Source organism: Pseudomonas sp. GL_139_B, from assembly GCF_057834475.1.
Genome location: NZ_CM174403.1, coordinates 2,137,276 through 2,154,019, shown reverse-complemented (window position 1 = coordinate 2,154,019; position 16,744 = coordinate 2,137,276). Strand labels below are relative to the sequence as shown.

General features: G+C 59.7%; 14 protein-coding genes. All 14 read left to right on the top strand.

Annotated features, from left to right (window positions below; translation table 11 throughout):
* Positions 1-77: 77 nt before the first annotated feature.
* The 14 genes from AC3ISI_RS09920 (at position 78) to nuoM (ending at position 16,739) form a co-directional block, all read left to right on the top strand.
* Positions 78-821 carry a secretin N-terminal domain-containing protein gene (locus AC3ISI_RS09920; protein WP_489336710.1) on the top strand — a complete coding sequence of 248 codons (744 nt, stop codon included), beginning with the start codon at positions 78-80 and terminating at the stop codon, positions 819-821.
* 474 nt (positions 822-1,295) lie between these two features.
* Positions 1,296-2,621 (top strand): isocitrate lyase, encoded by a 1,326-nt coding sequence (gene aceA, locus AC3ISI_RS09915; RefSeq protein ID WP_008032724.1) that lies wholly within the window; start codon positions 1,296-1,298, stop codon positions 2,619-2,621.
* 648 nt (positions 2,622-3,269) lie between these two features.
* Positions 3,270-3,683, top strand: coding sequence for an NADH-quinone oxidoreductase subunit A (locus AC3ISI_RS09910; RefSeq protein WP_003223812.1), 414 nt, complete (start codon positions 3,270-3,272; stop codon positions 3,681-3,683).
* A 10-nt stretch (positions 3,684-3,693) separates the two neighbouring features.
* A complete protein-coding gene (locus tag AC3ISI_RS09905; protein ID WP_007946424.1) occupies positions 3,694-4,368 on the top strand; it encodes a NuoB/complex I 20 kDa subunit family protein in 675 nt (224 codons plus the stop codon).
* Positions 4,369-4,440: 72 nt separating this feature from the next.
* Positions 4,441-6,225, top strand: a complete 1,785-nt coding sequence (gene nuoC, locus AC3ISI_RS09900; RefSeq protein ID WP_007946423.1) for an NADH-quinone oxidoreductase subunit C/D — start codon at positions 4,441-4,443, stop codon at positions 6,223-6,225.
* A gap of 2 nt (positions 6,226-6,227) precedes the next feature.
* Entirely contained in the window at positions 6,228-6,725 is a 498-nt protein-coding gene (gene nuoE, locus AC3ISI_RS09895; protein ID WP_008020715.1) for an NADH-quinone oxidoreductase subunit NuoE, read from the top strand.
* Positions 6,722-8,077 carry an NADH-quinone oxidoreductase subunit NuoF gene (gene nuoF / locus AC3ISI_RS09890; RefSeq protein ID WP_109629418.1) on the top strand — a complete coding sequence of 452 codons (1,356 nt, stop codon included), beginning with the start codon at positions 6,722-6,724 and terminating at the stop codon, positions 8,075-8,077. The genes nuoE and nuoF overlap by 4 nt, the downstream gene beginning before the upstream one ends.
* Positions 8,078-8,215: 138 nt before the next feature.
* The gene (gene nuoG, locus AC3ISI_RS09885) at positions 8,216-10,930 is read left to right on the top strand and encodes an NADH-quinone oxidoreductase subunit NuoG (protein WP_489336709.1); all 2,715 of its coding nucleotides are present in this window, start codon (positions 8,216-8,218) and stop codon (positions 10,928-10,930) included.
* Positions 10,927-11,934: an NADH-quinone oxidoreductase subunit NuoH gene (nuoH, locus tag AC3ISI_RS09880; RefSeq protein WP_046032492.1), complete on the top strand. Its 1,008-nt coding sequence runs from the start codon at positions 10,927-10,929 to the stop codon at positions 11,932-11,934. The genes nuoG and nuoH overlap by 4 nt, the downstream gene beginning before the upstream one ends.
* Positions 11,935-11,946: 12 nt before the next feature.
* Positions 11,947-12,492: an NADH-quinone oxidoreductase subunit NuoI gene (nuoI, locus tag AC3ISI_RS09875; RefSeq protein ID WP_007946418.1), complete on the top strand. Its 546-nt coding sequence runs from the start codon at positions 11,947-11,949 to the stop codon at positions 12,490-12,492.
* A gap of 9 nt (positions 12,493-12,501) precedes the next feature.
* On the top strand, positions 12,502-13,005 hold the full coding sequence (nuoJ, locus tag AC3ISI_RS09870; RefSeq protein ID WP_489336708.1) for an NADH-quinone oxidoreductase subunit J: 504 nt from the start codon (positions 12,502-12,504) through the stop codon (positions 13,003-13,005).
* 2 nt (positions 13,006-13,007) lie between these two features.
* A complete protein-coding gene (gene nuoK / locus AC3ISI_RS09865; RefSeq protein ID WP_007946416.1) occupies positions 13,008-13,316 on the top strand; it encodes an NADH-quinone oxidoreductase subunit NuoK in 309 nt (102 codons plus the stop codon).
* Positions 13,313-15,166: an NADH-quinone oxidoreductase subunit L gene (gene nuoL, locus AC3ISI_RS09860; protein ID WP_489336707.1), complete on the top strand. Its 1,854-nt coding sequence runs from the start codon at positions 13,313-13,315 to the stop codon at positions 15,164-15,166. Before nuoK ends, nuoL begins: the two co-directional genes overlap by 4 nt.
* 40 nt (positions 15,167-15,206) lie before the next feature.
* Positions 15,207-16,739: an NADH-quinone oxidoreductase subunit M gene (gene nuoM / locus AC3ISI_RS09855; RefSeq protein ID WP_489336706.1), complete on the top strand. Its 1,533-nt coding sequence runs from the start codon at positions 15,207-15,209 to the stop codon at positions 16,737-16,739.
* The last annotated feature ends 5 nt before the right edge of the window (positions 16,740-16,744 follow it).

Sequence of the window (16,744 nt, the reverse complement as noted above, 5' to 3'; positions counted from 1 at the left end):
TGTCTACGATTCAACTTGCGCCATGCCGGGCCGACAAACTGGCACTATCAAGGCATTAGAAGTCGGAGATAACGGATATGTCCCTACGCACCCTGCTCACCACCCTGCTGCTGACCTGCAGTTTTTCAGCCGTAGCCGCCACCGAAATCGTGCCCCTGAACTTCCGCACCAGCGCCGACATGCTGCCCGTGGCGCAGGATTTCATTGGCAACGAAGGCCAGGTCAGCGCCTATGGCAATCAGCTGATCGTTAACGCGGATCAGCGCAAGATCGACGAACTTAAAGCCCTGATCAGCCAACTCGATGTCACCGCCAAGCGCCTGCTGATCACCGTCGACACCAGTGACAACAATTACCAAGGCAACGGCGCCAAGGCGAACCAGACCCGAATTATCCATCGCAGCACCGCCAGCCGTGACGGCGGAGTCCAGCAGGTACAGGCCAGCGAAGGCACACCCGCACTGATCCAGGTCGGCCAGAGCGTTCCACTCGTGAGCGCGCAGACCGACTCCTACGGTGATTTGCGCAGTCAGACCGAATACCGCAACGTCACTCAGGGCTTCTACGTCACCGCCAGCGTCACCGGTGAAATCGTTCACTTGGCGATCAGCACCAACCATGACCGCATGAGCCAGGAACGTCCCGATGTAGTGAACGTGCAAAGTACCGACACAACTGTCACAGGTCGCCTCGGCGAATGGATTACGGTGGCCGGCATCAACCACCAGAACCTGGCTGACAAACGGACCCAAACCCGCAACTACGCGACTCAGGGCCGGGACGACATGACCTTGCGAGTGAAAGTCGATACTTTGGACTAAAGCACCGATAACTGACTGATTAGTCGTATTAGACCAAAGATGTAGTGGTTGAAAAAAAGCACTACAAAATGTTTGACGATCGAAAAAAGCAAAGGCATGATGGCCTCGCTCCCGCTAATCAGGGGCCCTGGCAAGGGCCTTCGAAGCGATGCTCGCACCTATCCCGCGAGCCGCTTCGTGTCTGTACCGCCCACAAGGTGTGTTTGACGAGGTTGCCGACTGGAACGAAGTTGTCCCGAGGGACGGAAGCGTAATTAGGTAACCCGGCACCACACTGAAGTTCGCAACAAGGCCCACGATGCCCGAATGCGCTCACCAGTTTGCCCTTACCTGCTCACTTCCCCTCGAGCCCATCGTTCATCCCGTCGCTACCCCGCCGAATCCGACTTGACCATCCAAGCTTCTGGTCAGCGAGCGCATGAATTTTCCACCGCAGAACAACTTTCCGTAAAAGACGCGACGAGGTTTATCTCCATGGCACTGACACGCGAACAGCAAATTGCAGCCCTCGAAAAAGATTGGGCTGAAAACCCACGCTGGAAAGGCGTGACACGCGCTTACTCCGCTGCTGACGTCGTCCGCCTGCGTGGCTCGGTTCAACCTGAGCACACCTTTGCAAAACTGGGCGCCGAGAAGCTGTGGAACCTGGTCACCCAGGGCGCCAAGCCTTCCTTCCGCCCCGAGAAAGATTTCGTCAACTGCATGGGCGCCCTGACCGGCGGCCAGGCTGTACAACAAGTCAAAGCCGGTATCCAGGCGATCTACCTGTCGGGCTGGCAAGTCGCTGCGGACAACAACTCCGCCGAATCGATGTACCCGGACCAGTCGCTGTACCCGGTGGACTCGGTTCCGACCGTGGTCAAGCGCATCAACAACTCGTTCCGTCGTGCTGACCAGATCCAGTGGAAAGCCGGTAAAGGCCCGGGCGACGAAGGTTACATCGACTACTTCGCTCCGATCGTGGCTGACGCTGAAGCCGGTTTCGGCGGTGTACTGAACGCTTACGAGCTGATGAAGAGCATGATCGAAGCAGGCGCCGCCGGCGTTCACTTCGAAGACCAACTGGCCTCCGTGAAAAAATGCGGCCACATGGGCGGCAAAGTACTGGTTCCAACTCAGGAAGCCGTACAGAAGCTGACCGCTGCTCGCTTGGCTGCTGACGTTGCCGGTACTCCGACCATCATCCTGGCCCGTACCGACGCAAACGCAGCTGACCTGTTGACCTCCGACTGCGACCCGTACGACCAGCCATTCGTGACTGGCGAACGTACCCAGGAAGGTTTCTACAAAGTGCGCGCCGGTCTGGACCAGGCCATCGCTCGCGGCCTGGCTTACGCTCCGTACGCCGACCTGATCTGGTGCGAAACCGCCAAGCCGGATCTGGACGAGGCTCGTCGCTTCGCTGAAGCGATCAAAAAGGAATACCCGGACCAACTGCTGTCGTACAACTGCTCGCCTTCCTTCAACTGGAAGAAAAACCTGGACGACGCGACCATCGCCAAGTTCCAGCGCGAACTGTCCGCCATGGGTTACAAGCACCAGTTCATCACCCTGGCCGGCATTCACAACATGTGGCACAGCATGTTCAACCTGGCGCACGACTACGCCCGCAACGACATGACTGCCTACGTGAAGCTGCAAGAGCAAGAGTTCGCTGACGCTGCCAAGGGTTACACCTTCGTGGCTCACCAGCAGGAAGTGGGCACCGGCTACTTCGACGACATGACCACTGTGATCCAAGGTGGCTCGTCTTCGGTAACCGCACTGACCGGTTCGACTGAAGAAGAACAGTTCCACTGATTGGCTTCGCCTGAGTCAACGGCCGTTGCGGACCGGATAGAAAGCTAACCGCAACGCTGCACTTCTGACGCCCCGACTGGTTCGGGGCGTTTTTTTGCCTGCGATTTTCGACCACTGCATAACCTGTGGGAGCCGGGCTTGCCCGCGATGGCGGTCTTTCAGTCAACATCTACAGCGCCTGACACGCCGCCATCGCGGGCAAGACCGACTCCCACAGGGAATGTGCAGGCCGAAAACCGCGGCCAAAAACATTGATGCAGCGCGGTATCGGCACCAGAAAAACCCACTAAAACACTCACTGTCGCTACTTGCAGTAATGCGCACAAAAGACAACTTTGCGGCCCCCACCCCGTTAATCAGTTTAAAAACCAGCGCAAACAATATTGATTATCATTTAACTACAACTATGTTCGTTGCATTTCCCACAAAACAATATTGATGAAAAGCCGGCTAATGCCCGCCATGCATGGGCTGTGGGGCTTTGGAGGTGCGCCATGTCCTTATTCCTATAAATAATTTCGCTATAGGAATTTTACTTGCTGAGTGTTGTGCCATAAAATCAGCGGGATTGATTGCTGCGACATATCGTCACTGCGTTGTTACTTTTTCAAGCTCAGAGACCTTTGCTCTCTGTTAAGGATTACCAGCATGCCCGAAGCGACAGGACTCATGGCCCACAACTGGGGCTTTGCCATTTTCCTTCTGGGCGTCGTCGGCCTATGCGCCTTCATGCTCGGCGTCTCCAGCCTCCTCGGGTCAAAAGCCTGGGGTCGCAGCAAAAATGAACCGTTTGAATCCGGCATGCTGCCTACAGGTGGCGCCCGTTTGCGGCTCTCAGCCAAATTCTATCTGGTCGCGATGCTCTTCGTGATCTTCGATATCGAAGCCCTTTTTCTCTTTGCATGGTCTGTGTCCGTCCGCGAAAGCGGCTGGACCGGATTCGTCGAAGCTCTCGTTTTCATAGCAATTCTGTTGGCAGGCCTTGTCTACCTATTCCGAGTGGGCGCCCTTGACTGGGCTCCGGAAGCTCGTCGTAAGCGGCAAGCGAAGCTGAAACAATGAGGCTTTGGCAATGCAATACAATCTCACCAGGATCGACCCCGATGCTCCTAACGAGCAGTATCCGATTGGCGAACGGGAAACCGTTTCCGATCCGTTAGAAGATCAAGTCCACAAAAACATCTTCATGGGCAAGCTCGAAGACGTGCTTAACGGCACGATCAACTGGGGGCGCAAAAACTCCCTGTGGCCGTATAACTTCGGTCTTTCGTGCTGTTACGTGGAAATGACCACCGCCTTCACGGCGCCCCACGACATCGCGCGCTTTGGCGCCGAGGTTATCCGGGCATCGCCGCGTCAGGCGGATTTCATGGTTATCGCCGGTACCTGCTTCATCAAGATGGCGCCGATCATCCAGCGTCTCTACGAGCAAATGCTCGAACCTAAATGGGTTATCTCCATGGGTTCGTGCGCCAACTCCGGTGGCATGTACGACATCTACTCTGTCGTTCAAGGGGTGGACAAGTTCCTTCCCGTGGACGTCTACGTGCCTGGCTGCCCGCCCCGTCCTGAAGCTTTTCTGCAAGGCTTGATGCTCTTGCAAGAGTCGATTGGACAGGAGCGTCGTCCGCTTTCCTGGGTCGTCGGCGATCAAGGCGTATACCGCGCCGAGATGCCTTCCGAGAAGGAAAAGCGCCGCGAACAGCGAATCGCAGTCACCAACCTGCGCAGCCCCGACGAAGTCTGATCCAGATCTGCTTCTTTAATAGAACGAGACACTGGCTTCATTCTTTACGTTGACCGAAAGCGATAAATAACCATGACTACAGGCAGTGCTCTGTACATCCCGCCTTATAAGGCAGACGACCAGGATGTGGTCGTCGAACTGAACAACCGTTTTGGCCCCGAGGCGTTTACCGCCCAGCCAACCCGCACCGGCATGCCGGTGCTTTGGGTTGCGCGTGCCAAACTCGTCGAAGTACTGACCTTCCTGCGTAACCTGCCCAAGCCGTACGTCATGCTCTATGACCTGCACGGTGTGGACGAGCGCCTGCGCACCAAGCGTCAAGGGCTGCCAAGCGGCGCCGACTTCACTGTGTTCTATCACTTGATGTCGATCGAACGTAATAGTGACGTGATGATCAAGGTCGCCTTGTCCGAGAGCGACCTCAACGTGCCGACCGTGACCGGTCTGTGGCCGAACGCCAACTGGTACGAGCGTGAAGTGTGGGACATGTACGGCATCAACTTTGCCGGTCACCCGCACCTGACCCGCATCATGATGCCGCCGACCTGGGAAGGTCACCCGCTGCGCAAAGACTTCCCGGCCCGCGCCACCGAGTTCGACCCGTTCACCCTGAACCTCGCCAAACAACAGCTTGAGGAAGAAGCCGCGCGCTTCAAGCCTGAAGACTGGGGCATGAAGCGTTCCGGTGCGAACGAGGACTACATGTTCCTCAACCTCGGCCCTAACCACCCTTCCGCGCACGGTGCGTTCCGCATCATCCTGCAGCTGGACGGTGAAGAGATCGTCGACTGCGTGCCGGACGTTGGCTACCACCACCGTGGTGCCGAGAAAATGGCCGAGCGTCAGTCCTGGCACAGTTTCATCCCGTACACCGACCGTATCGACTACCTCGGCGGCGTGATGAACAACCTGCCGTACGTGCTCTCGGTCGAGAAGCTGGCCGGCATCAAGGTGCCGGACAAGGTCGACGTCATTCGCATCATGATGGCCGAGTTCTTCCGGATCACCAGCCACCTGCTGTTCCTGGGGACTTACATCCAGGACGTCGGCGCCATGACCCCGGTGTTCTTCACGTTCACCGACCGTCAGAAGGCGTACACGGTGATCGAAGCCATTACCGGTTTCCGTCTGCACCCGGCCTGGTACCGCATTGGAGGCGTTGCTCACGACCTGCCGCGCGGCTGGGAAAAACTGGTGAAAGACTTCGTCGAGTGGATGCCAAAGCGTCTGGACGAATACCAGAAAGCCGCCCTGGACAACAGCATCCTGCGTGGCCGGACCATCGGCGTCGCCGCCTACAACACCAAAGAGGCCCTGGAATGGGGCGTCACCGGTGCCGGCCTGCGTTCGACCGGTTGCGACTTCGACCTGCGCAAGGCTCGCCCATACTCCGGTTACGAAAACTTCGAATTCGAAGTGCCGCTGGCCGCTAATGGCGATGCCTACGATCGTTGCATCGTACGCGTCGAAGAAATGCGCCAAAGCATCAAGATCATCGAGCAGTGCATGCGCAACATGCCGGAAGGCCCGTACAAGGCGGATCACCCGCTGACCACGCCGCCGCCGAAAGAGCGCACCCTGCAACACATCGAGACCCTGATCACGCACTTCCTGCAAGTTTCGTGGGGCCCGGTCATGCCGGCCAACGAATCCTTCCAGATGATCGAAGCGACCAAGGGCATCAACAGTTATTACCTGACGAGCGATGGCGGCACCATGAGCTACCGCACCCGGATTCGTACCCCAAGCTTCCCGCACTTGCAGCAGATCCCTTCGGTGATCAAAGGCAGCATGGTCGCGGACTTGATTGCGTACCTGGGTAGTATCGATTTCGTTATGGCCGACGTGGACCGCTAAGCATGAACAGCACGCTTATCCAGACAGACCGTTTCACCTTGAGTGAAACCGAGCGCTCGGCCATCGAGCACGAGTTGCATCACTACGAAGACCCGCGCGCGGCGTCGATCGAAGCCCTGAAGATCGTCCAGAAGGAACGTGGCTGGGTGCCGGACGGCGCTCTGTACGCCATCGGCGAGATCCTCGGCATTCCGGCGAGCGACGTCGAAGGGGTGGCTACTTTCTATAGCCAGATCTTCCGCCAGCCAGTGGGCCGCCACATCATTCGCGTTTGCGACAGCATGGTCTGCTACATCGGTGGTCACGAATCCGTGGTCAGCGAAATCCAGAGCAAGCTGGGCATCGGCCTGGGTCAGACCACCGCCGACGGTCGTTTCACCCTGCTGCCGGTCTGCTGCCTCGGCAACTGTGACAAGGCGCCGGCGTTGATGATCGACGACGACACGTTCGGCGATGTGCAGCCTGCCGGCGTTGCCAAATTGCTCGAGGGCTACGTATGACCCTGACTTCCTTCGGCCCTGCCAACCGCATCAAGCGGTCGGCCGAGACTCACCCGCTCACCTGGCGTCTGCGTGACGACGGCGAAGCCGTGTGGCTCGACGAGTACCAGGCCAAGAACGGTTACGCCGCTGCGCGCAAAGCCTTCGCCGACATGGCTCAGGACGACATCGTCCAGACCGTGAAGGATTCCGGCTTGAAAGGTCGCGGCGGTGCAGGCTTCCCCACGGGCGTGAAGTGGGGCCTGATGCCAAAAGACGAATCCATCAACATCCGCTACCTGCTGTGCAACGCGGATGAAATGGAGCCGAACACCTGGAAAGACCGCATGCTGATGGAGCAACTGCCCCATCTGCTGATCGAAGGCATGCTGATCAGTGCTCGCGCGCTGAAAACCTACCGTGGCTACATCTTCCTGCGTGGCGAATACACCACCGCCGCCAAGCACCTCAACCGTGCCGTGGAAGAAGCCAAGGCAGCGGGCCTGCTGGGCAAGAACATCCTGGGCAGCGGCTTCGATTTCGAACTGTTCGTCCACACCGGCGCCGGGCGTTACATCTGCGGTGAAGAAACCGCACTGATCAACTCCCTCGAAGGCCGCCGCGCCAACCCGCGCTCCAAGCCGCCCTTCCCTGCCGCCGTTGGCGTGTGGGGCAAGCCGACCTGCGTGAACAACGTTGAAACCCTGTGCAACGTCCCGGCGATCATCGCCGACGGCGTGGACTGGTACAAATCGTTGGCCCGCGAAGGCAGCGAAGACATGGGCACCAAGCTCATGGGCTTCTCCGGCAAGGTCAAGAACCCTGGGCTGTGGGAACTGCCATTCGGCGTTACCGGCCGCGAGCTGTTCGAAGACTACGCCGGCGGCATGCGCGACGGTTACACGCTCAAGTGCTGGCAGCCAGGTGGCGCCGGTACCGGTTTCCTGTTGCCGGAACACCTCGACGCACAAATGTATGCCGGCGGCATCGCCAAAGTGGGCACCCGTATGGGTACCGGCCTGGCCATGGCGGTGGACGACAGCGTCAACATGGTGTCCCTGCTGCGCAACATGGAAGAGTTCTTCTCCCGTGAGTCGTGCGGTTTCTGCACCCCGTGCCGTGACGGTTTGCCGTGGAGCGTCAAGCTCCTGCGTGCGATCGAGAACGGTGAAGGGCAAGCCGGCGACATCGAGACCCTGCTGGGTCTGGTCGGTTTCCTCGGCCCTGGCAAGACCTTCTGTGCTCACGCACCGGGCGCCGTGGAACCGTTGGGCAGCGCAATCAAATACTTCCGTCCAGAGTTCGAAGCCGGCATCGCTCCCACCAGCGCCGTCGTCCCGCCTCTGGCAAGGCCGATCGTAGTCGGCGCGTAAACGCTTAAAAAAGGCGAAGGGTCCGTGCCCTTCGCTTTCTCGCGTGATGACGCCTTTAAACGGCTGTATTGATTCACGCGAATACAAGATTCCATTAGCCACGCCCGCTGACACCGGGCCAACGAAGAACTTTGAACCATGGCCACTATCCACGTAGACGGCAAAGAGCTCGAAGTCGATGGGGCAGACAACCTGTTACAGGCATGTCTGTCGCTAGGCCTCGATATCCCGTATTTCTGCTGGCACCCAGCCCTTGGCAGCGTTGGCGCTTGCCGCCAGTGCGCGGTCAAGCAGTACACCGACGAGAACGACAAGCGTGGTCGGATCGTCATGTCGTGCATGACCCCCGCCACCGATGGCAGCTGGATCTCCATCGACGACGAAGAAGCGAAAGTGTTTCGCGCCAGCGTCGTTGAATGGCTGATGACCAACCACCCTCACGACTGCCCGGTCTGTGAAGAAGGCGGTCACTGCCACCTGCAAGACATGACGGTAATGACCGGCCACAACGAGCGCCGTTACCGCTTTACCAAGCGTACTCACCAGAACCAGCAACTGGGCCCGTTCATTTCCCACGAAATGAACCGCTGCATCGCTTGCTACCGCTGCGTGCGCTTCTATAAAGACTACGCTGGCGGCACCGACCTCGGTGTGTTCGGCGCCCACGACAACGTGTACTTCGGTCGCGTTGAAGATGGCACCCTGGAAAGCGAGTTCTCCGGCAACCTCACCGAGGTCTGCCCGACCGGTGTGTTCACCGACAAGACTCACTCCGAGCGTTACAACCGTAAGTGGGACATGCAGTTCTCGCCGAGCATCTGCCATGGTTGCTCCAGCGGTTGCAACATCTCCCCGGGCGAGCGCTACGGTGAACTGCGTCGTATCGAAAACCGTTTCAACGGTTCGGTAAACCAGTACTTCCTGTGTGACCGTGGCCGTTTCGGCTATGGCTACGTCAACCGCGAAGATCGTCCGCGTCAGCCTTTGCTGGCCAACGGCGCCAAGCTGAGCCTCGACGAAGCGCTGGATAAAGCCGCTGACCTGCTGCGCGGTCGCAACATCGTCGGTATCGGTTCGCCGCGTGCCAGCCTTGAAAGCAACTACGCGTTGCGCGAACTGGTCGGCGCCGAGCACTTCTACTCCGGTATCGAAGCTGCCGAGCTGGACCGCATCCGTCTGGTCATGCAGGTGCTGAAAGACAGCCCGCTGCCGATCCCGAACATGCGCGACATCGAAGACCATGACGCGATTTTCGTCCTCGGTGAAGACCTGACCCAGACCGCTGCGCGCATGGCCCTGTCCCTGCGTCAGTCGGTCAAAGGCAAGGCCGAAGACATGGCCGACGCCATGCGCGTTCAGCCTTGGCTCGACGCCGCCGTGAAGAACATCGGTCAGCACGCGCTGAACCCGCTGTTCATCGCCAGCCTGGCTGAAACCAAGCTCGACGACGTCGCCGAAGAATGCGTTCATGCAGCACCGGACGACCTGGCCCGCATTGGTTTCGCCGTGGCTCACGCCCTCGACGCCAGCGCTCCAGCGGTTGAAGGTCTGGATGCTGAAGCCCTCGAACTGGCCAAGCGCATTGCCGACGCCCTGCTCGCCGCCAAGCGTCCATTGATCATTGCCGGCACCTCGCTGGGTTCCAAGGCGCTGATCGAAGCCGCCGCGAACATCGCCAAAGCCCTGAAGCTGCGCGAGAAGAACGGTTCCATCAGCCTGATCGTGCCAGAGGCCAACAGCCTCGGCCTGGCCATGCTCGGTGGTGACTCGGTCGACGCCGCGCTGCAAGCGGTGATCGATGGCAAAGCCGACGCCATCGTCGTGCTGGAAAACGATCTGTACACCCGTACCGACAAAGCCAAGGTTGATGCCGCACTGAGCGCCGCGAAAGTGGTGATCGTTGCCGACCATCAGAAGACTGCTACCAGCGACCGCGCGCACCTGGTTCTGCCAGCGGCGAGTTTCGCTGAAGGCGACGGTACGCTGGTCAGCCAGGAAGGCCGCGCCCAGCGCTTCTTCCAGGTCTTCGATCCTAAATACATGGACGCCAGCATCCTGGTTCACGAAGGCTGGCGCTGGCTGCATGCCCTGCGCGCCACCCTGCTGAACCAGCCGATCAACTGGACCCAGCTGGACCACGTCACCGCTGCCGTCGCTTCGAGCACGCCGCAACTGGCGCGTATCGTTGATGCTGCACCGTCCGCCTCGTTCCGCATCAAGGGCATGAAACTGGCCCGCGAACCGCTGCGTTATTCCGGTCGTACCGCCATGCGCGCTGACATCAACGTGCACGAACCGCGTACCCCACAAGACAACGACACCGCGTTCAACTTCTCGATGGAAGGTTACTCGGGCTCGGTCGAACCGCGTCAGCAAGTGCCATTCGCCTGGTCTCCGGGCTGGAACTCGCCGCAAGCCTGGAACAAGTTCCAGGACGAAGTCGGTGGTCACATCCGCGCTGGCGACCCGGGCACCCGCCTGATCGAAAGCACCGGTGACTCGCTGAACTGGTTCGCCGCTGTGCCGCGTGCATTCAACCCGGCTCCGGGCACCTGGCAGGTTGTGCCGTTCTTCCACCTGCTGGGCAGCGAAGAGACCTCTTCGAAAGCCGCGCCGGTTCAGGAACGCATTCCGGCCGCTTACGTCGCTTTGGCCAAGTCCGAAGCTGATCGTCTGGGTGTCAACGATGGCGCCATGCTCAGCTTGAGCGTGGCTGGCCAGACCCTGCGTCTGCCGCTGCGCATCAATGAAGAGCTGGGTGCCGGTCTGGTTGCATTGCCTGCGGGCATCGCCGGCATTCCGCCAGCGATCTTTGGCAAATCCGTTGACGGTCTGCAGGAGGCAGCGCAATGACTTGGTTCACTCCTGAAGTGATCGCCGTGATCATCTCGGTCATCCAGGCCATCGTGATTCTGCTCGCCGTGGTGGTGTGCGGCGCGCTGCTCAGCTGGGTCGAGCGTCGTTTGCTCGCCCTCTGGCAGGACCGTTACGGTCCGAACCGCGTCGGCCCGTTCGGCGCGTTCCAGATCGCGGCCGACATGATCAAGATGTTCTTCAAGGAAGACTGGACCCCGCCGTTCGCCGACAAGATGATTTTCACCTTGGCACCAGTCGTGGCCATGAGCGCCCTGCTGATTGCCTTCGCGATTATCCCGATCACCCCGACCTGGGGCGTGGCGGATCTGAACATCGGCATCCTGTTCTTCTTTGCCATGGCCGGACTGTCGGTCTACGCGGTGTTGTTCGCCGGTTGGTCGAGTAACAACAAGTTCGCCCTGCTGGGCAGCTTGCGGGCCTCGGCGCAAACCGTGTCGTACGAAGTGTTCATGGGCCTGTCGTTGATGGGCATCGTGATCCAGGTCGGCTCGTTCAACATGCGCGACATCGTTGATTACCAGGCCCAGCACCTGTGGTTCATCATTCCGCAGATCTTCGGTTTCCTGACCTTCTTCATCGCTGGCGTGGCCGTGACTCACCGTCACCCGTTCGACCAGCCGGAAGCGGAACAGGAACTGGCCGACGGTTACCACATCGAATACGCCGGCATGAAATGGGGCATGTTTTTCGTCGGCGAGTACATCGGTATCGTGCTGATTTCGGCGCTGCTGGTGACCTTGTTCTTCGGTGGCTGGCACGGTCCGTTCGATATCCTGCCGCAGATCCCGTTCATCTGGTTCGCACTGAAAACCGCGTTCTTCATCATGATTTTCATCCTGCTGCGCGCTTCGATCCCGCGCCCACGGTATGACCAAGTGATGGATTTCAGCTGGAAGTTCTGCCTGCCGCTGACCCTCGTCAACATGCTGGTGACCGCTGCGATCGTGTTGCTCAACACGCCCGCCGTCGCGGCTCAGTGAGGATAGAGAATCATGAAGTACATATTTGACATCGTGCATGGCTTCTTCACCCAGCTTCGCAGCCTGGTGATGATTTTCGGCCACGCCTTCCGCAAGCGCGACACGCTGCAGTACCCGGAAGAAGCCGTGTACCTGCCGCCGCGCTACCGTGGCCGTATCGTCCTGACCCGCGACCCTGATGGCGAAGAGCGTTGTGTAGCCTGCAACCTGTGTGCCGTGGCGTGCCCGGTTGGCTGCATCTCGCTGCAGAAAGCTGAAACCGAAGACGGTCGCTGGTACCCGGACTTCTTCCGCATCAACTTCTCGCGCTGCATTTTCTGCGGCCTCTGCGAGGAAGCCTGCCCGACCACCGCGATCCAGCTGACACCGGATTTCGAGATGGCCGAGTTCAAACGTCAGGACCTGGTTTACGAGAAAGAAGATCTGCTGATCTCCGGCCCCGGCAAAAACCCTGATTACAACTTCTATCGTGTTGCAGGTATGGCGATTGCCGGGAAGCCGAAAGGCTCCGCGCAAAATGAAGCCCAGCCGATCAACGTGAAGAGCTTGCTGCCTTAAGGAAGAAAGATGGAATTCGCTTTCTATTTCGCATCGGGTATCGCTGTGGTGTCCACGCTTCGCGTGATCACCAACACCAACCCTGTGCACGCCCTGCTCTACCTGATCATTTCGCTGATCGCCGTGGCCATGACGTTCTTCGCCCTCGGCGCACCGTTTGCCGGTGTACTGGAAGTGATCGCTTACGCTGGCGCCATCATGGTGCTGTTCGTGTTCGTGGTGATGATGCTGAACCTGGGGCCCGCCTCGGTTCAGCAAGAGCGCGTCTGGCTCAAGCCCGGCATCTGGCTCGGCCCGGTGATTCTCGGCGCATTGCTGCTGGGTGAACTGCTGTATGTGCTGTTCAGCCATTCCAGCGGTCAGGCCGTCGGCCACACCACCGTAGACGCCAAGGCCGTGGGCATCAGCCTGTTCGGCCCGTATCTGCTGGTGGTCGAACTCGCCTCGATGTTGCTGCTTGCTGCAGCCGTCACGGCGTTCCACTTGGGCCGCAACGAAGCCAAGGAGCAATGACGATGCCTGCTATCCCTATGGAGCATGGTCTGGCGGTCGCCGGCATCCTGTTCTGCCTCGGTCTGGTCGGCCTGATGGTCCGCCGCAACATTCTCTTCGTGCTGATGAGCCTGGAGGTCATGATGAATGCCTCCGCTTTGGCGTTCATCGTTGCCGGTAGCCGCTGGGCGCAGCCGGATGGACAGATCATGTTCATCCTGGTGATCAGCCTGGCAGCCGCCGAGGCCAGTATTGGCCTGGCGATTCTGTTGCAGCTGTATCGCCGCTTCCACACTCTCGATATCGACGCTGCCAGCGAGATGCGCGGATGAATCTTCTCTATCTGACTTTCGTATTCCCTCTCATAGGTTTCCTGCTGCTGGCGTTCTCACGCGGCCGCCTCTCGGAAAACCTGTCGGCGCTGATTGGCGTCGGTTCCATCGGTCTGTCTGCCATCGTCTCGGCTTACGTGATCTGGCAATTCAACGTCGCCCCGCCGGAAGGCGGCCACTACACCCTGGTGTTGTGGCGGTGGATGGCGGTGGAAGGCTTTACGCCGAACTTCGCGCTGTACCTGGATGGCCTGTCCGTGACCATGCTCGGTGTGGTCGTCGGTGTCGGCTTCCTGATCCACCTGTTCGCGTCCTGGTACATGCGCGGTGAAGCCGGTTACTCGCGGTTCTTCGCCTACACCAACCTGTTTATCGCCAGCATGCTGTTCCTGGTCCTGGGCGATAACCTGTTGTTCCTGTATTTCGGCTGGGAAGGCGTGGGCCTGTGCTCGTACCTGTTGATCGGTTTTTACTACAGCAACCGCAACAACGGTAACGCGGCCCTCAAGGCTTTCATCGTGACCCGTATCGGCGACGTGTTCATGGCCATCGGCCTGTTCATTCTGTTCGCCCAACTGGGCACGCTGAACGTCCAGGAACTGCTGGTGCTGGCACCGCAGAAATTCCAGGCCGGCGACTTCTGGATGGTCATGGCCACCCTGATGCTGCTGGGCGGCGCTGTCGGTAAATCCGCGCAACTGCCGCTGCAAACCTGGCTGGCGGATGCGATGGCCGGTCCTACCCCGGTTTCGGCACTGATCCACGCTGCGACCATGGTGACCGCTGGCGTTTACCTGATCGCCCGTACCCACGGCCTGTTCACCCTGGCGCCGGAGATCCTGCACCTCGTCGGCATCGTCGGCGGCGTGACCCTGGTGCTGGCTGGTTTCGCCGCACTGGTTCAGACCGACATCAAGCGTATCCTCGCCTACTCGACCATGAGCCAGATCGGCTACATGTTCCTGGCCCTGGGCGTTGGCGCTTGGGACGGCGCGATCTTCCACCTGATGACCCACGCCTTCTTCAAGGCGCTGCTGTTCCTCGCGTCCGGTGCGGTGATCGTTGCCTGCCACCACGAGCAGAACATCTTCAAGATGGGCGGCCTGTGGAAGAAACTGCCACTGGCCTACACCAGCTTCATCGTCGGCGGCGCGGCACTGTCTGCCTTGCCGCTGGTGACCGCAGGTTTCTACTCCAAGGACGAAATCCTCTGGGAAGCGTTCGCCAGCGGCAACCACGGTCTGCTGTATGCGGGGCTGGTCGGTGCGTTCATGACCTCGCTGTACACCTTCCGCCTGATCTTCATCACGTTCCACGGTGAAGCGAAGACTGAAGCGCACGCGGGTCACGGTATCGCTCACTGGCTGCCACTGTCGGTGCTGATCGTGCTATCGACCTTCATCGGCGCGATGATCGTTCCGCCGCTGCACGGTGTGCTGCCGGAAAGCGTCGGCCATGCCGGTGGCGAAGCCAAGCACAGTCTGGAAATCGCCTCGGGCGCCATCGCCCTGTCCGGGATCCTGCTGGCCGCGCTGCTGTTCCTCGGCAAGCGTCGTTTCGTCACTGCCATCGCCAACAGCGGCATCGGCCGCTTCCTTTCGGCCTGGTGGTTCGCTGCCTGGGGCTTCGACTGGATCTACGACAAACTGTTCGTCAAGCCATACCTTGCGATCAGCCACGCACTGCGCAGAGACCCGCTCGACCAGACCATCGGTCTGATCCCGCGTATGGCCAAAGGCGGCCACACCGCCCTGAGCCGTACCGAAACCGGTCAACTGCGTTGGTACGCGGCATCGATGGCAGCCGGCTCCGTGCTGGTCATCGGCGCCATCGTGCTGGTAGCGGTCTGAATATGAACCTTGCGAACTTGCGAAAGGAATTGAGCCCGTCATGATTCTGCCTTGGCTAATCCTGATCCCCTTCATCGGCGGCCTGCTGTGCTGGATGGGTGAGCGCTTCGGCGCCACCCTCCCCCGCTGGATTGCGCTGTTGACCATGACCCTGGAACTCGCGCTCGGCCTCTGGCTGTGGGCCCACGGTAACTATTCATTTGCTCCGGCGCCTGGCGCCGATCCGGTCTGGGCGCTTGAGTTCAAGCACATCTGGATCCAGCGTTTTGGCATCAGCGTGCACCTGGCCCTCGATGGACTGTCGCTGCTGATGATCCTGCTGACCGGTCTGCTGGGTATCCTCTCGGTACTGTGCTCGTGGAAAGAGATTCAACGTCATGTTGGCTTCTTCCACCTGAACCTGATGTGGATCCTGGGCGGTGTGGTCGGCGTGTTCCTCGCCCTCGACCTGTTCATGTTCTTCTTCTTCTGGGAAATGATGCTGGTGCCGATGTACTTCCTCATCGCGCTCTGGGGTCACAGTTCTTCGGACGGCAAGAAAACCCGGATCTACGCGGCGACCAAGTTCTTCATCTTCACTCAGGCGTCCGGCCTGATCATGTTGGTGGCGATCCTGGCGCTGGTCCTGGTCAACTTCAACGACACCGGCGTGATTACTTTCAACTACGCCGACCTGTTGAAAACCAAGATGTCGATGACCACCGAGTACATCCTGATGCTCGGCTTCTTCATCGCCTTCGCGGTCAAGTTGCCCGTCGTACCGTTCCACTCCTGGTTGCCTGATGCTCACGCCCAGGCGCCAACCGCGGGTTCGGTCGACCTGGCCGGTATCTTGTTGAAGACGGCGGCTTACGGTCTGCTGCGTTTCGCCCTGCCGCTGTTCCCGAATGCCTCGGCCGAGTTCGCGCCGTTCGCCATGACCTTGGGTCTGATCGGGATCTTCTACGGTGCGTTCCTGGCCTTCGCCCAAACCGACATCAAGCGTCTGATCGCCTATTCCTCCGTTTCCCACATGGGCTTCGTGTTGATTGGCATCTACTCCGGCAGCCAACTGGCGCTGCAGGGCGCGGTGATGCAGATGCTGGCACACGGTCTGTCGGCGGCAGCACTCTTTATCCTCAGCGGTCAGCTGTACGAACGCACTCACACCCGCGACATGCGTGAAATGGGTGGCCTGTGGTCGAAGATCGCTTACCTGCCGGCCATCAGCCTGTTCTTCGCGGCTGCTTCCCTGGGCTTGCCGGGTACCGGCAACTTCGTCGGCGAGTTCCTGATCCTGATCGGCACCTTCCCCGCTGCGCCGTGGATCACCGTGATCGCAACGTCCGGCCTGGTGTTCGGTTCGGTCTACTCGCTGATCATGATCCACCGTGCCTACTTCGGCCCGTCCAAGTCGGACGCAGTGATGCATGGCATGGATGGTCGCGAACTGATCATGGTGGTCGGGCTGGCGGCGCTGCTGATTTACATCGGCGTGTACCCACAACCGTTCCTCGATACCTCTGCCGCGACGATGCATGGCGTGCAGCAGTGGATCGGCTCCGCCTTCACTCAACTCGCTTCGGCCCGGTAAGAGCG

Bases quoted from the DNA above. Each gene is read 5' to 3' on its own strand.
- AC3ISI_RS09920 (WP_489336710.1), top strand. From the start codon at position 78: ATGTCCCTACGCACCCTGCTCACCACCCTGCTGCTGACCTGCAGTTTT.
- aceA (WP_008032724.1), top strand. From the start codon at position 1,296: ATGGCACTGACACGCGAACAGCAAATTGCAGCCCTCGAAAAAGATTGG.
- AC3ISI_RS09910 (WP_003223812.1), top strand. From the start codon at position 3,270: ATGCCCGAAGCGACAGGACTCATGGCCCACAACTGGGGCTTTGCCATT.
- AC3ISI_RS09905 (WP_007946424.1), top strand. From the start codon at position 3,694: ATGCAATACAATCTCACCAGGATCGACCCCGATGCTCCTAACGAGCAG.
- nuoC (WP_007946423.1), top strand. From the start codon at position 4,441: ATGACTACAGGCAGTGCTCTGTACATCCCGCCTTATAAGGCAGACGAC.
- nuoE (WP_008020715.1), top strand. From the start codon at position 6,228: ATGAACAGCACGCTTATCCAGACAGACCGTTTCACCTTGAGTGAAACC.
- nuoF (WP_109629418.1), top strand. From the start codon at position 6,722: ATGACCCTGACTTCCTTCGGCCCTGCCAACCGCATCAAGCGGTCGGCC.
- nuoG (WP_489336709.1), top strand. From the start codon at position 8,216: ATGGCCACTATCCACGTAGACGGCAAAGAGCTCGAAGTCGATGGGGCA.
- nuoH (WP_046032492.1), top strand. From the start codon at position 10,927: ATGACTTGGTTCACTCCTGAAGTGATCGCCGTGATCATCTCGGTCATC.
- nuoI (WP_007946418.1), top strand. From the start codon at position 11,947: ATGAAGTACATATTTGACATCGTGCATGGCTTCTTCACCCAGCTTCGC.
- nuoJ (WP_489336708.1), top strand. From the start codon at position 12,502: ATGGAATTCGCTTTCTATTTCGCATCGGGTATCGCTGTGGTGTCCACG.
- nuoK (WP_007946416.1), top strand. From the start codon at position 13,008: ATGCCTGCTATCCCTATGGAGCATGGTCTGGCGGTCGCCGGCATCCTG.
- nuoL (WP_489336707.1), top strand. From the start codon at position 13,313: ATGAATCTTCTCTATCTGACTTTCGTATTCCCTCTCATAGGTTTCCTG.
- nuoM (WP_489336706.1), top strand. From the start codon at position 15,207: ATGATTCTGCCTTGGCTAATCCTGATCCCCTTCATCGGCGGCCTGCTG.